The organism is Thermogutta terrifontis (assembly GCF_002277955.1).
GTDB classification, from domain to species: domain Bacteria; phylum Planctomycetota; class Planctomycetia; order Pirellulales; family Thermoguttaceae; genus Thermogutta; species Thermogutta terrifontis.
Map to the genome: position 1 here is coordinate 4,060,692 of NZ_CP018477.1, position 14,694 is coordinate 4,075,385.

The following is a 14,694-nucleotide window of genomic DNA, read 5'->3' on the forward strand; positions in this document are numbered from 1 at the left end:
AAAAAACCTTCTTCGGGACGATATCAGTGTTTTCTCGGGAGCTTGTTCGAATGAAAAAACGGGCCCTCACTGGTTTCTGCATTTTTACGTTGCTGCTACCGTTGGCGGCATTTGGACTCAGTGGGTCAGTTCGAGGGGCTGAGCCGACTCGAATTGACTGGTCGGCGTGGCAGAAACTACCTCTGTTCGAGGACGGGCGTATCAAGCCGATGGATACCTTTGCCCGCCGAATTGTTGAGAAGATCACTGGTCGGGTCAATCCCACGTTGGCGCCCCCGGCAGGATTGTCCGACAACGAGGCGATGCGAAAGCTGTTTCCCGACGGGCGGCCGAGAACCTGGTCGGCCCCCGAATTGGTGTTTAGCTGGTTGGTCGAGCCGGAAAAGTGGGAGAATGTTCCTTTCCTCGCGGCAACGCATGAAACCTTGCGGAGCCAGTTGCTGGGCGTGCCGCTGACGGATGTATCCGGTCACCGCCTCAAGTACGTCACTCCGCAAGACGTCGAGAAGTCAGTCGCGTTTGAAAACTATCTGCGTGACCTGAGCCGGCGCCGCAAAGAGGTCGAAGATCGCGGTGGGCGTTTTCGCATGACGGGGTTAGATCTGCACGTCGCCAGGTTGTGGGATGCTTATGCCACGTACCGGCTGTTGACGTTCATCCCCCGACCGGACTCTCGCGTGGGTTTTTCGCCGCCAATTAAAGTTGTGCACCCGGTTCCCCGGCGAGTGGAACGCTTGGTTGATTTGTGGGAGAGTGTGCAGCCCCAGATAACGCAACTGGCAGAGATGGGAGCTCTCCGACTCGGTGAGGATGCTGGACAGACCCAATCAACCGATGATGCCGCACGGAATGGGAAAGAGGCTCAGCAGTTCGTGGAGGAAGTTGCTCGAGAATTCGCCGCGCTGAGCAACTCGATCGACACGATTTCCGTGAGTGAGCTTGATCGCCGCGTAGCGAGTCTCCAGCCAAAAGTACGGCGAATCGCCCTGGAGTTGGAGTCTCTCCGTCATCGAGCATTTCAGGTCAACGTGCGGAGTGAGGGTGATGCCCAGCGATTGGATTCGCTTCGCAGTCAGCTCCGCTTGCTGGCGAGTCGCGTGCATACCGTTGCCCAGGAACTGGAGGCCCTGGGACCGATGATCTACGACACGGGAAGCGTCCCGAATGTGCTGCCAGCGATGATTCCGGCGTGCCTCTCCACAGAGACGCAAACGGGAGAACCGGTGTCGCCGTGGTTGAGCCTTTGGGCGGTGCTCTATGGATCGCCCGACGTGTTGCGTGGCTATGACCTGGCTAGGATAAAGCAAGCTCGCCAGTGGTTTGAAAAGGCGGCGGCTGCGTACCGATCCCATGATCCGGCAGAAACGGACAACGTTTCGCAAAGTCTGGCCCAGTTCGCCGGGCTTTTGGCGGATCTTGGACGCTCTATAGAGCCAGAACGTCGCAAACTTCCCGTGGACGAGGCCCATCACGACTTGCTGGCGCAAACGGCCTATCCGCCTTCCGGGTATACGGATTTGGAAGTCTTTTATAACGCCTTCGACCCGTTCCGCTGGGCATGGATCACGAATCTTTGCGCGTTTGGAATTCTACTGCTTAGCGTCGGCCGCGTGCGCCGGGTAGCTTTATTTGTGGGGCTGGGTGTGTTGGTGTTGGCGCAGGTGATCACGGCTGTGGGATTTGGAATGCGGGTGGCCATTTCCGGTTGGGCGCCCGTGACAAACATGTTCGAGTCGATTGTTTTTGTGTCGTTCGTTATCGGGATTTTGGGGATCTGGTTTGTCGTCCAGCCGGTGCTTGGGGAAGCGGTGCGCCGTGCGTGGAGTTTTGTCTCGCTTCGCTTTGAGCCTTTGGCACGCATCGCGCCGGATGAGAATCTCGGTTCCGGAGTGATGGGAAGAGCAATTAAAGGGGGGATCGTCGCCGGACGGCTGATCCTCGGCGGGGTGCTGTTTTACTACTTGGCAGTTGTCCCGTACGACGTGGGCAAGAGTCGCGCCATGTTCGACCTGGTTCCGGAGATCACGCGATCCCTCGGCACACCATCCCTCACTTCGGTAGTCATGAATATTCTGGGATGGCTGGTGGGGATGTGTATTCTTCTGTGCATTGTGTGGCTGGCACCACGGTTCCTAGCGGCTGCCGCCGTCGCTGCTCTGTCCACGATTCCCGCAGCTCTTCGGGGACCTGAACTCCGTGCAAAGATCGACCATGTCGTCCAGCGGTCGCCGTTCGCCATAGCAGCAGCCGGCCTGGCGTTTCTGACCGCTGTCATTGCGTACTTTTCACCGGTTTGGGATAAGGGCATCGAAGCCCTCCAGCCCGTGTTGCGAGATCGGCTCTGGTTGTTTGCCCATGTGCTGACAGTCACGGCCGGCTACGGGGCCGGCCTCCTTGCCTGGGGACTGGGAAACATCGCCCTCGGTTACTATCTTTTTGGGCGTTACCGCTACCTTGAGCCGGGAGAACGTCGCTTGAGGGGAGAACGGCATCGGGCACAGGGAGGAACGACCACCACGGCCGCATTTGTCGAGGCACCGGAGCCTTGCTACACCCTTGCTCAGTACATTTACAAATGTGTGCAGGTGGCGGTCATCCTGCTCACAGCCGGCACAATCCTGGGGGGTGTTTGGGCAGATCGCGCCTGGGGCCGTTTCTGGGGATGGGACCCGAAAGAAGTCTGGGCGTTGATTTCCATTCTGGTTTACATGGCGCTTCTGCACGGTCGCTACGCAGGCTGGGTGAACACCTTTGGAATGGCTGCCGGCTCTGTGTTTGGTATGATCTCGGTAGTCTGGGCCTGGTACGGCACGAATTTCCTCATGCCTGCTGGGCTTCATGCCTACGCGGGTGAGGGCAGCGGGGGTGGTCTCTATGTGGTGGCAGCCTTCACCGCAAACTTGCTTTTTGTTGGCTTGGCCTGGGCGAGGTACCGTCGAGAAACCCATCGCGAACAAATGACCCCGCAGACGAGGGGCGCCTCCGCTGGTGAACAGCATCGCAAGCCGCACGAGGTTGGGGCGGTTTCCTAAAGCTGACACGTGGAGTTCAGTTGCAGCGGGAAGCCGCCTGGCGGAACGTCCAGTCGGGCACGGATAAAGTCCCGTGAAGTTCGGTGTGTCGTCGGTCGCTTCTGCTGGCCATTCACCGCCCCCAAGATGACCCGGGCTCTCCCGACCTGGTCATTGCCTGTTGCAAAACCCAACCCCACGGAATTCGTGAACCCAACGCCTCACCGTTGAGGGCCAGGACTGGAAGACCCTGCCAGCGGGCAACGATCCACGAGCTATCGCTCTCCGCTGAGGGCAGGAGCCGAATGCCATCGGCGTCCCAACTCACCCGCAGATCAAAAGAATCGAACGGAATACCGTCCCTGACGGAGAGTTTTCCGGTGTTCTCCCCTTCGAATGGTTGTTCTTCATCAATGAAGGGGAAGAATCCTGCTGCGGGGCGTTCTGTCACCTGGTTCCCGTCCTCAGATGAGCCAGGCGCACCATACTCCGTGAAAAGGACACGACCCGGCCAAAAAACACCCTCTTCGAGCGAACCCGGCGTTGCGAACCACCGTTCTAAAAGTGCGCCCGTTGTGATTGCCTGGTCAGTCCTGAGCCATCCCGTCTCAAGGTGGATGAGGTAATCAGCGAAGGTTAACCTGTCATCAATCGCTTCCATACGCAGGATGTCCAACCTGCCCGATTGATGAGGAATTCCCCCGAGTATTCCACTGATGCCCGGGGATGCGTCGCGCCACGCTGATTGACCGGCGACAGCGACATGCCATTGAATCCTTCCCGGGGCAACTAGGGTGCCGGAGCTGACAATGTTTCCGAAAAAGCTAAGCTCTTTCAGTTGAAATAAGCCACCGAGAGCGAATGCTACGGTAGGACCCGCGAGGGCGAACGTCCCTCCGCGTTCTTTCGGCTGCCAGTACACTTGGGCTCTCTCCATGGCTATGGGAAGCCACGGCTCAACGAGAAAAAACGGAAGTGGGGCGTTGACGGCGAGACGTTCCGAAATCCCTTCGCGAGTTCCCAACAGACTCCACTCGAGGAGTGCAGTGGCGAGGGCGGGCATGCTCTGCGAATCGGGCGACTCGGCGGAGCCGCGGGGCGGTGCGTCCGCTACCCTGGCACTGCCACTCTTGTCGAACAATCTGACGTGAAGCGTGCTTGCGGTGGGATCACACTCAGCCTCGAGCCGTCCTCTCCAAACGGCGGTGCTCGGAATTTGCAGATTCGTTTCGCTCCGGGCACCATGTGGCGCATGCTGGCTTTTTCCGTTCTGAAGGACGAGTTCCTGGCACGAAACAGAAATCCGGCGCCGCCCTGTGAGAGTGAATATGCGGTATTCGAGGGCTTGCCGGAGGAGGTTCAGGCCGTCGCAGGTCATCACGGCTTGGTCGACCAACCAGATTTCTTCCTCGGAGTGGGACGTTACCGTGAGAGTGCTCGCCTGGAACGCGGAAATGCGTGTACACGGGTCAATAAGGCATACGTTTTTTAAGCGCAGGACACCCGGCCGGGGACGTTCCACTGAACCAATTTGGACATTTGTGCCGAAGAGCAGGGCCAGGCGATCGGCGAATGGCAAGGTGGAGGACGCGGTCCTGGTCATCCACGCGCTGGTGCAAATGACGAGGGTAGGAATTATCCAGACGAAAAGGAGGCTGCTCGCCAGCACCTTCTTGACGAGGGTGTTCTTCATAATTGGCCTCCTTGCCCTGCCGTTTCCAGCTCCCTGTGAAGTTCCCGGCCGTATTAGTGAGGAACCTCCGGGTGCTCCCCCAGTTGCAGCCGTTCGCGGACCATCTTTTCAAACAGTTGCATGCGCTGCTGGATTTCCTCGATATGGTCGCCACCGAACTTCTCGATCACGGCGGCAGCAATTTCAAAGGCCACGACGTTTTCCACGATCACGCTGGCAGCAGAAATCGCACAGACGTCGCTCCGCTCGTAGGCTGCCTGCTCTGGCTGCTTGGTTCGCAGATTCACCGATTCCAGAGGCCGAGCGAGGGTGCTGATCGGTTTCATCGCGGCGCGGACAACCACCGGTTGACCATTGGTCATTCCCGCTTCAAGGCCTCCCGCATTGTTGGTTGGCCGAACGAACCCGAAGCACCGTTCGTGGATTCGCGCAGGATCAAACCGGATGGGGTCGTGGACCTCGGAGCCGAAGCGACGGGCAGCCTCGAAACCCAGTCCAATCTCGACCCCCTTGATTGCCTGAATCGCCATGACGGCTGCCGCCAGCCGGCCGTCTAATTTCCGATCCCACTGAGCATGGGTACCCAGCCCAAAAGGCAGGTTTTCCACGCGGACTTCCACAATTCCCCCCAGCGTGTCGCCACGTTTTTGGCAGGCGTCGATAAGCTGTTTGGCCTCGGGGTCCTTTTCTGGGCAAAGGGAATACAGTTCACTGCCGTCTCGAATGCTGCGAAGTTCTGCCAGCGTTCCCGACCGAGGGGGCAGTTGCACTGGTCCAATCTGGACGACGTAACCCAAAACGTCGATTTGGAGCGCGGATAGGAGTTGGCGGGCAAGAGCGCCAGCAGCGACCCGGCCGACCGTCTCTCGAGCACTCGCTCGCTCGAGTATCCCCCGGATGGAGGAGTGGTACTTGATACTACCGCTGAGATCGCCATGGCCAGGTCGAGGCCGATCTAGGTCCTCCATCTTCTCGATTTTGTAATCCCGATTGGGCACCCAAATGGCAATCGGACTTCCCAGGGTTACACCTCGCCACGTCCCGCTGAGAATTTCGGCCTCGTCCTTTTCAATCCGTTGCCGGCCGCCGCGACCATATCCCCCCTGCCGCCGAGCGAGTTCCTGATTGATGACCGTCACATCGATTGATATTCCGGCGGGAAACCCGTCCACTAGCGCCAAAATGCCTTTCCCGTGAGATTCACCGGCGGTCCAGTACCTTAGCATAGTGATATTCTTGCTGATATGGATCGAGTTATTCTGAGAGAAATAAACCAATTAGCTAGACTGCGTCAGTGCGGCAACTAAGGGCGTCTAGCCTATTCTGATCAACCTAATCAACTTGCACGCTGGAGCAGCTAATCGCGACGCAACCATGGCACGGAAATTTGCCATTCTGCCAGCATTTTATCCGAAACATCTCGGAAGTCCCAGGCCAAAGGAGTTGTCGATCTCAGAACGTCAGCTCCTAAAAATTCCGAGCCGGAGGCAACAAGGGATTTCTCTCAGCCATTTGCTTCACAAGCGGGAATAACTGCCCGTGCTGAAGTGTCCGATTAGATAGGGGCGATCAGAGCGGCTGCTGGTGAGCATCCGTCAAACGCAATCCCGCTTGACCAGTGGTCATGGCGGGCAACCCAAAAACTGTTTCCCGCAAAACAGGGGGCAGAGGGGCAACCGAGTATCCGGCGAATACCATCAAAGCGCGGAGTAACCCAACTATGGCAATTTACGGCTATCTTGCCGACCTTGTTGTGACACTGCACCTCGCTTACGTGCTCACAGTGATCGTCTTGCTTGTTCTTATTCCGGTGGGCAGGTTTTTGAACTGGAACTGGGTAAGATGGTTCTGGCTCCGCGTCGTCCATTTATTGATGATCGGGATAGTAGCCTTTCAGGCGTGGATCGGAGTCATCTGTCCCCTCACCCATCTGGAGAACTACCTTCGCTCCCTCGCCGGACAGGAGACCTACTCTGGGACATTTGTCGGTCGGCTGGTGGAATCGCTTCTGTATTACGAGTGCCCGAGCTGGGTCTTCTTAGTAGCCTATACGAGTGTGGCACTTTTGACCGCGCTCACCCTCATTCTCGTCCCGCCAATCCTTCCCGCGTGGCTGAGGCTTTCCGATCACCGGCCTGCCCTGAGGCATTGAAATGCAGAATGTGTTGGATACGCGCCGCACTTCTGTCACGATCGCGGCATTTTTGTCGCACTAATGGCCGCGTAAGACCTGCTGGAAAAAGTTCCGCCCGATACAACAAACGTTTCCGCATGCGTCTGCTGGCAGGTTTCACGTAATAGCTTTTCGACCTGCTGGAGGGTCACAGGCTCGGCCCATGGACTTTCCGGGCAAAGGCGCCCTTTTGCGACCGGTTCGATAATAAGCAGGCGACCCCCGGGACGGAGAATTCTGACCACCTCGAGAAGAGCCTGTTGGGGTAATAGAACATCGGCGAGTGTGTCGACCATGAGCACCCCGTGAAATGCCGCCTCTGGTACGGGGACGCGAAGAAGGCTGCCCTCGACGGTTTTGATCCCTTTTGGCACCCGCTCAAGGGCTTCAGGCAAGAAATCAATCCCCACCCACCGCAACTGCGGAAACCAGCTTGCCAAATAGCGCAAATAGCGGCCGGTTCCGCAGCCCAGGTCGGCCACAAACGCACCAGCGGGCAGCCCCTGTGCCCAACTCCTGGCTTTTTGCAATCGGGGATCTGAAGCGTCTAAGGGGACCTCTTCGCGAAGCTTAGCGTGGGCAAAACATCGGACACGCCAAAGTGTGGCATCTAGGTAGTATTTGAGCGCCAGTGGATCTTCTTCTTGATCCCTGTTTGTACCAGCGTTTACCGTTGCCGGAAGAGATCCATGCGGCATCAGATGGCGCTGCAAAAACCGCATGGCGTTTTCCCCCCGCGCCTGATTGTACAAACGAAACCAAATGAGGGCGGCTTGGGCCACCGTGGAAAGGTGCACCACACGCTGGCCTTCGCGCTCCGGGAGGGCTCCTGAAGCCAATTGGAGTCGATCCATTGTCTCGACCAGCGGAAGTGCCTCCTGTCGACGGTTCCACTCCAGGTACAGGAAGGCTCGCCGGACGAGAGCGGCGGTCGTTTCCGGTTGACTGTGGCGGTGTCCATGGGTCAACCAGTAGTCGATCCCCCGAAGGGCCGCCGTCGTCCAATCGGTGTCGGGCCAGCGACGTCCCGCGCGGAGAAGGGGGGTGAGGTCTGGAGGTTCCCGAAACGGATCAGCGCCCTCGTAATTCCAGCTTCTCGTCTTGGGTGGAACGACACGCCCCTCCCCACCAATCCATTGACGAAGAAATTGAGCGGCCTTTTGCGCGCAGGACTCAAATTGGGCCAGTTCCGGCAGACACGCAAGCCACGCCCGAAGGGCCGCCGCCGTTACCGTAAAAACCGCTTCCGGTGCCCGGGATTCCGACACGGACCCATCCGCAAGCTGGCGTGCTTCCAGCCACCTCGCCGTTCGCCAGGCTGCCTCCCGCTGCCCATACTCCATGAGCGTCTCGGTTGCGAGCCCGGCCAGCGTCACCACCGTGTGGGGAGCGCTACCTCGGTCTGCCCATTGCTGGCAGTGGTGTTGAAGTCTCTCGAGAGTTGTGGCCACCGTCACCGCGCGGCCACCAAGAAAGCCGAACAAGCGCCCGAGCCAGCTTGTATGCCGGTGGGGCTTTTCTACCGCTGCAGGCAATGTTTCGGGGGATTCGCCGTTAGCCATCACACCGTCAGTATCCACTAATAGCTTGCATCGTGTGCACCGGATGTGCCGCAGATCGGACGATGGCAAATCTTCAGCCAACAACGCTTTGATTCGCCGCCATTGCGCCTAACTGAAATAAGCGACGATCCGGATTTCACTCTTTCCAGGAGGTGTCGGACTCCGGAGTGCCTGGTCCTGGCTTCTGTGGGATCCCGTCCCATGAAGCGTCAGTCGCCGCATGGTCAGTAATGAGCCCCTCTCGCCAGGATCGCTGATCACTTTTCCGTCAAATTGCTCTTTGCGCGATCCCTCTCGATGCATATGATAAACACAGCAAAAAGGCGTCACAATCGGTGAAACCCGCACCGCTGCTGCCAGGGAAAGAAGGACCATGAACGACTGGCAGAACGAAACGCAATCCGCTCCGCAGCTAGAAGGCCGCGCGAAAAGCTGGGTCATCCGTTTGGCCATTGTTGCCGTTCTGATCTTGCTCGCCATTGCCGGACTGGCCGTTGCCGGTCTAATGTTTCTTGCCCGGCTCGGCGGTGAGCCACTCCATCTGGCCCTGGAAACCCTTCGCAAAGACCAGACGGTGGTTTCCCGTTTAGGGGAGCCGATCCAGATGGCAAGTTGGTTTCCGGTGGGCAGCGTCAGGGTCAGTGGCGAGCGAGGGAACGCTAATCTAACCTTCCGGGTTAAGGGTTCGCGAGAACAAGCAGTCGTCAATGTTGTTGCCCAGAGAATTGCCGGAAAGTGGGGGCTTACCACGCTGGAAGTGAAGTATTCGAACGGAGAACGGCAGTTGGTTGACTTGAGTGAGCAGGCGGACAAAGAGCTTGAGGCCCCGAAGTGGACTCCTCCGGCTGCTTCGCCTGCCGTCCCCCAGAGCCCGGATCAAGGGGATAAATCTTCGCCATCGGAGGAAACTCCCCCAAATGTTTCGATTCCCGCCCCATCCGTGGAGATAAAGATTCCCGAGCCACCGCAGAAATGAGCATCCCCTGCACCGGGGAAAAACAGATAGCTTATGGGGCGGTAACTGCCACGTCGAAACCATCGTGTTTCCGTTTTCAGCCTCCGCGAATTCGTCGCAGAGTGGCCTCGTACATCTCAACGTACCTCGGAGCACTGCGGGCCCAGGACCAGTCCTGACGCATTCCCGTGAGCACGAGTTGTCGCCAGATCTCAGGCTGTCGGTAGGCCTCGCATGCCCGTCTCAGTGTCTCGCTCAGTGCCTGAGGGCTCTCTTCCGTGAAACTGAAGCCATTGGCGGTGCCATTTGCCAGGGTTTCGGGCCGACAATCGGTGATGGTATCTGCTAGTCCGCCGATTGCCCTCACTACGGGAACAGTGCCATATTTAAGGGCCTGAAGCTGTGCCAGACCGCACGGCTCAAAGCGGCTGGGCATAAGAAACATGTCGGCTCCACCTTGGATACGATGGGCCAGGGGGAGATTGAACTCGAAAATGACGGCCAGCTTATCGGGATATCGATTGGCCAGTTCACGGAAGGTCGTCTCAAGCTGAGTCTCGCCAGTGCCTAAAATGACCCATTGTGTCTCCATCTGTTCAAGCCATTCGGGGAGAATCTTGGCCACAAGATCGAAGCCCTTCTGATGGGTCAGCCGTCCAATCATCGCAATAAGGGGGACGTGGGGACGCTGGGGCAGGCCGACTTCGCTCTGAAGTGCTGCCTTGCAGAACGGTTTCTGCTGCCATACGGTATGCTCGTCGTACGGAGCGGGAAGATGAGGATCTGTGGTGGGATTCCAGACAGTGTAATCGATTCCATTAAGAATCCCCCATAACACATCCCGCCGACTTTGAATGACTCCTTCCAGGCCGGCCCCGAATTCAGGTGTCTGGATCTCCTGGGCGTAGCGGGGACTAACGGTACTGACAGCATCTGCAAACACGATCCCCGTTTTCAGCAAATTGAGCTGGCCGTAGGCCTCCATCTGCTGCCAGTTGAAATACTTCCAATCCAGACCCGTCAGCAGCATGTCCCAGTGCCAGAACCGCCCCTGGTAGGCCATGTTGTGGATGGTGAAGACGCTACCCATCGAACGATAGAGCGGAGAAGACGCGTACTCGATCTTCAGGTAAGCGGGAACGAGACCCGTCTGCCAATCGTGGGCGTGAATGATATCGGGATAAAAATCGAGCAGGCGAATGGCTTCCAGGGTGGCTCGCGAGAAGAACACGAACCGCTCACAGTTGTCGGCGTAATCCTGGCCGTGAACACTGTACAGGGCGTCTCGGTCGTAATAGTAATCCTGCTGGACGAAATAAAACGTAACGGACTCCGAACGGTGCTCAAGGAGCCGCCCGGAGACCGTCTTGCTTCCCACAGCCACGATGAATTCTACATTCAACGGTCGGATTTCCCGCCCCACGTACCAAACGCATCGGTAGGCCGGGAGAATGACTCGCACATCGTGGCCAAGGTCGGCCAGGGCAAACGGCAAACTCCCGCAGACGTCCCCCAGACCACCAGTCGTGGCGAACGGGACAGCTTCACTCGTGGTGAACAAAATCTTCACAGGACTGACCTCCCGGTACAAATCAATTTCGGCAATTCAGGAAGGGCGGTCACAGGCCCCGGCTGGCCCCGATGGAGAGATTGGTTCTTTGACTGCTGTTCCTCCCGATTGGTACGCCCAATATTAATCAGGGGTTCCCTACTAGTGTAGCTCACCGTTGAGTGAGAGGCGGTTCGGAAAAACGCGGCCTTCCGTCCTTATACGGGGCGGCTCGCTCGCCCCTTCATGTATAAAGCGGAACGCGTTGTGTAAACTCCCCTCCAAGCGCAGTTACGTAGGCGGCGGAGGCCACACAACCAACTGGCTGTGCCGAAATTGTGGGTGGGTGTGAACTCATCAGGCTTCGGAAAGCAATTTTGTCGGGTTTGTGGAAGAAAGTGATCCGAAGGATTATCGGCGTTGACGGTGCGATGGAAACCGTAACTGACGTATCGGGTGGAAGGACGATCGGGCGAAAAGTTTGGGAACCGTCTCCTCCACGCCGAATCAGTGAAGAAGGGGCGTCATGCCGCCCCCAGTTCCCGCCAAAGGATGGCTCTTTTCCTCCGCTCACGGCTGTGGAGGAGCACGGATGCCGCAGGGATGGCGAACCTTTGAATGAAACACCACGTGCGGCACACCGGCTCGATCATCCAGTGATGTCTCGGCCGGCACAAAACACCGCTCACGGAGCGCAACGGCATGGACCGTTCCGCACTCGCGCCAGGAGGCTGCCGCGGCTGACCGAACGAAGCTAAGCAGCGTAGGTTACGATGTTCCAATTGCAGGTTCGAGCGTCGTGTGGGAGCGGTTTTCCGAGTCTGTTTTGAGCAGTCTTAGGAACTTTCGAGTGTCGGAATCAATGTGAAAGCACAGCGTGCAACCGGCTACCTGTTGATCGCCGTTTTGACCGTCGCGGGATGGGGACGTTCCGCGTCAGGTTGGTTCTGGAATATCGGAACCCCTGCTACTCCCCATCCGGCGGTTGCCCGAGTGATTGCCCTCGATACACGCGGGGCTTCCCTGGGCACGGGCACCCTTGTGGCGGTCAACGAGTATCACGGCCTGGTGGTGACAAATTGGCACGTCGTGCGAGATGCTCGCGGGAGTATTCTTGTTCAATTTCCGGATGGATTCGCGTCACCGGCTACTGTTCTTAAGGTGGATCGGGAGTGGGATTTGGCAGCGCTCGCCATTTGGCGCCCCAGGGCCAGGCCCGTGCCGATCGCGGTTGAACCGCCGAAGCCAGGTGATGTCCTCATGATCGCTGGGTACGGCCAGGGGGATTATCGCATTTCTTACGGGCCGTGCACACAGTACTTATCGCCCAGTCCCGGTTTGCCTGCTGAATTGGTCGAGCTTCGAGCGACCGCCCGCCAGGGAGACTCAGGAGGCCCGATTTTCAACGGCCGGGGAGAATTGGCGGGCGTTCTTTTCGGATCGGGTTTCGGCGAGACAATGGGGGCCTACTGCGGCCGAGTGAGGAGCTTTCTTTTTCCACTCAAGGAAGTGTTTGACAAGTTGCCGCCCCCCGATCCTCTGTTGCTCGCTGCCAACAGTGTAGGACCGCCGGGGCGAACCGCAGCTAACGGTTTAACAACTCCGCAAGGACAAGGTCTTATTCCCGCTCAGCCAGCCTCCCCCGTTGGATCGCCGCCGGTGACTCTTCCTCTGACGGCTTCAAATAACACCCCGGAACGTGTGGAGGTGAACACATCCCAGGGGACCGGAACAAATGGGGCTTCTCCAACGTCCTGGCCCGGGTCGTCCCTCTCCCAATCCTCGCTTCCGAGCAAGAATTCGGAAAGGTCTTGGACGGATACGGGAACGCGCGAAGACGCGGCCAGCGACGTCAGCGCTTGGCGACCAGCGGAAACAGTGACCGACTCTCATTCCAGAACTGATCTTGCCGCCGGTGGTTATTCCTCCAGTAAAACACCGGGTGAAAGTGCGTCTTCCGGACTCGGTTCCGTGGCGGGGTCATCCAACTCACCGCGTTCCTCGACGGGATACAGCGATGACTCCAAAACAAACGCCGGCTTCGGAGATGGATATGCTCGTGCTCAGAGGGGCAAAGACGCATTGGACAATTCCTCGAACTATTATGGGCTGAGTGCTTTCCAAAAATCTGATGAAACGAATTCCAATTCTTGGCCGGACTACGAGCGGCGGTCCACATGTAATGACGCGGGAAATTCCGGGGATCTCTATGCCAAAGATGACGACTCGGGGGCATATTCGCCCGGGAAATGGGACGCCCTGAGCAGCGCGGGGACTGGGAAGGATACGGCGCAGCAGCAGGTTGAGAGTGGGCGTCGGCCGTACGAGGCCTGGAATAACTGGTCGAATGGACCCTACGAGTCTTCGGAAGAGCCATACGCCGACCGGAGAAGCGTGACTGAATGGGGCGATTCCGGCAAAAACTCCTCCAGCAGTGGGAACCGATACGCGCAAGATTCTCGCGAAGAACGGCGTTCCCGCGCAACGACGACCGCTAGCATCAACACGCACTCGCGCGGCATTGATTCTTCCTCGCAAAGTGCAGATACGGCGAGCGGAAAAGGTGCACGGGATTCTTACCGACAGGACCAGTTGACCGATAGTCTTACGGAAAAGCCGTCTGAGGACCTTTCGCGGACTATTAAAAGCCGAGAAGAAACTAAGAAATACAGCGATTCGGGCTCCAATTGGGACTATTCGCCGATCCCCGTGTATGATGCAAACTCTGATTCTGAGGAATCACAAGCTTTCGGGGACGGGTCTAAATTCGGAAGTTTGAACTGGTCTCGCGAGGGAAATACCGGGGCGGGTACTTCGGAGAAATATTCGGAATTCGCCGGTTCTCAGTCCGGCTCGTTTACAGGAACCAGCGGCGGGGGCGACAACATGAAGAAGAGGACCGGAGTATCTTCCTCAAGAAATTCAGCATCAAGCGGGGACGCCACATACAGGAATAGTGAGTATTACCGAGACGGGACGAAAGAATACTCTTCGACAAGCGGGACTTATTCGGCCGGTAAGAACGACACATCATGGAATGATGGGGAAAATCACGCGGAAAATAAGATCACAGGGCGAAATAGCATTATTGGATCGACGCAATCGGGCAGCGAGAATTCGCGAACGACTCCTGCAAGCGAGCGGAGTTCTGCCACAGTGGCAAAGGGAGTGGAACAAAAAAATAGCGACCAAGCCAATAGGCCGGCCTCCAGTACGCGATTCTCGAACGGCGACGAATCAACCAGTTCCAGGCAGTCTGGTTCCCCCGAGACGAATGGCGATTCGAACATTATCAGTGGTGCCAACCCGACGACGGATGCTAAAGCCACTTCGGAGCAGCCGAGTGCAAGCACGAATAAACTCAACGTGGGATGGGAAACAATGATCGGAATTCTCGGTTTGCTCGTCCTGTTCGTGCAAAGCATGCGCTGGCTGAGCCTGCTGTATGATCGAAGTTACTACCGGCGCCGAAGCTACCGCACCACCCGCCGGAGGACAACCTGGCCACCGCCACCGCCCTCTGGCTACCGCTGGTATTATTGACGGCGGCGTGAGCCGGGATCGACGGTTGGCCTCGGATGCAACTCGCAGTTCACCCGAGCCAACGCACTTGGTCGCGAACCGTTTTTCTGCCCACGTCTGATGCTTGGTTCCTGCATCGCGGGTCTCTCTCGGTGCGGATCCCGGCAAATGCTGAAAGAAACCTTGTTGATCGACGGCGAGAGCTTTGAGACAATCACATTTTTGACAG

General features: G+C 57.8%; 8 protein-coding genes. 4 read left to right on the forward strand and 4 right to left on the reverse strand.

Features of this window, described 5'->3' with window-relative positions; all coding sequences use genetic code 11:
* Window positions 1-50 precede the first annotated feature (50 nt).
* A complete protein-coding gene (locus THTE_RS18575) occupies window positions 51-3,032 on the forward strand; it encodes a cytochrome c biogenesis protein (protein ID WP_095416191.1) in 2,982 nt (993 codons plus the stop codon).
* Between the two features lie 112 nt (window positions 3,033-3,144).
* On the opposite strand, the gene THTE_RS14980 is transcribed toward THTE_RS18575, so the two are convergent.
* Together THTE_RS14980 and aroC are read right to left on the reverse strand one after the other, a co-directional pair.
* A complete protein-coding gene (locus THTE_RS14980; protein WP_095416192.1) occupies window positions 3,145-4,704 on the reverse strand; it encodes a hypothetical protein in 1,560 nt (519 codons plus the stop codon).
* A gap of 53 nt (window positions 4,705-4,757) precedes the next feature.
* Window positions 4,758-5,930: a chorismate synthase gene (aroC, locus tag THTE_RS14985; RefSeq protein ID WP_095416193.1), complete on the reverse strand. Its 1,173-nt coding sequence runs from the start codon at window positions 5,928-5,930 to the stop codon at window positions 4,758-4,760.
* A 494-nt stretch (window positions 5,931-6,424) separates the two neighbouring features.
* On the opposite strand from aroC, the gene THTE_RS14990 reads away from it, so the two are divergent.
* Window positions 6,425-6,856, forward strand: coding sequence for a DUF2784 domain-containing protein (locus THTE_RS14990; RefSeq protein ID WP_095416194.1), 432 nt, complete (start codon window positions 6,425-6,427; stop codon window positions 6,854-6,856).
* Window positions 6,857-6,891: 35 nt separating this feature from the next.
* Here THTE_RS14990 and THTE_RS14995 read toward each other — a convergent pair whose 3' ends face one another.
* Entirely contained in the window at window positions 6,892-8,439 is a 1,548-nt protein-coding gene (locus THTE_RS14995) for a class I SAM-dependent methyltransferase (protein WP_095416195.1), read from the reverse strand.
* Between the two features lie 373 nt (window positions 8,440-8,812).
* Between THTE_RS14995 and THTE_RS15005 the strand changes: the two genes are divergently transcribed.
* A complete protein-coding gene (locus THTE_RS15005; RefSeq protein ID WP_095416197.1) occupies window positions 8,813-9,415 on the forward strand; it encodes a cytochrome c oxidase assembly factor Coa1 family protein in 603 nt (200 codons plus the stop codon).
* A 76-nt stretch (window positions 9,416-9,491) separates the two neighbouring features.
* Here THTE_RS15005 and glgA read toward each other — a convergent pair whose 3' ends face one another.
* Window positions 9,492-10,964, reverse strand: a complete 1,473-nt coding sequence (glgA, locus tag THTE_RS15010; protein ID WP_095416198.1) for a glycogen synthase GlgA — start codon at window positions 10,962-10,964, stop codon at window positions 9,492-9,494.
* Between the two features lie 843 nt (window positions 10,965-11,807).
* Between glgA and THTE_RS15015 the strand changes: the two genes are divergently transcribed.
* Entirely contained in the window at window positions 11,808-14,486 is a 2,679-nt protein-coding gene (locus THTE_RS15015; protein WP_157732140.1) for a S1 family peptidase, read from the forward strand.
* The last annotated feature ends 208 nt before the right edge of the window (window positions 14,487-14,694 follow it).

Coding starts and splice junctions, on each gene's coding strand:
- THTE_RS18575 (WP_095416191.1), top strand. CDS start 51: ATGAAAAAACGGGCCCTCACTGGTTTCTGCATTTTTACGTTGCTGCTA.
- THTE_RS14980 (WP_095416192.1), bottom strand. CDS start 4,704: ATGAAGAACACCCTCGTCAAGAAGGTGCTGGCGAGCAGCCTCCTTTTC.
- aroC (WP_095416193.1), bottom strand. CDS start 5,930: ATGCTAAGGTACTGGACCGCCGGTGAATCTCACGGGAAAGGCATTTTG.
- THTE_RS14990 (WP_095416194.1), top strand. CDS start 6,425: ATGGCAATTTACGGCTATCTTGCCGACCTTGTTGTGACACTGCACCTC.
- THTE_RS14995 (WP_095416195.1), bottom strand. CDS start 8,439: ATGGCTAACGGCGAATCCCCCGAAACATTGCCTGCAGCGGTAGAAAAG.
- THTE_RS15005 (WP_095416197.1), top strand. CDS start 8,813: ATGAACGACTGGCAGAACGAAACGCAATCCGCTCCGCAGCTAGAAGGC.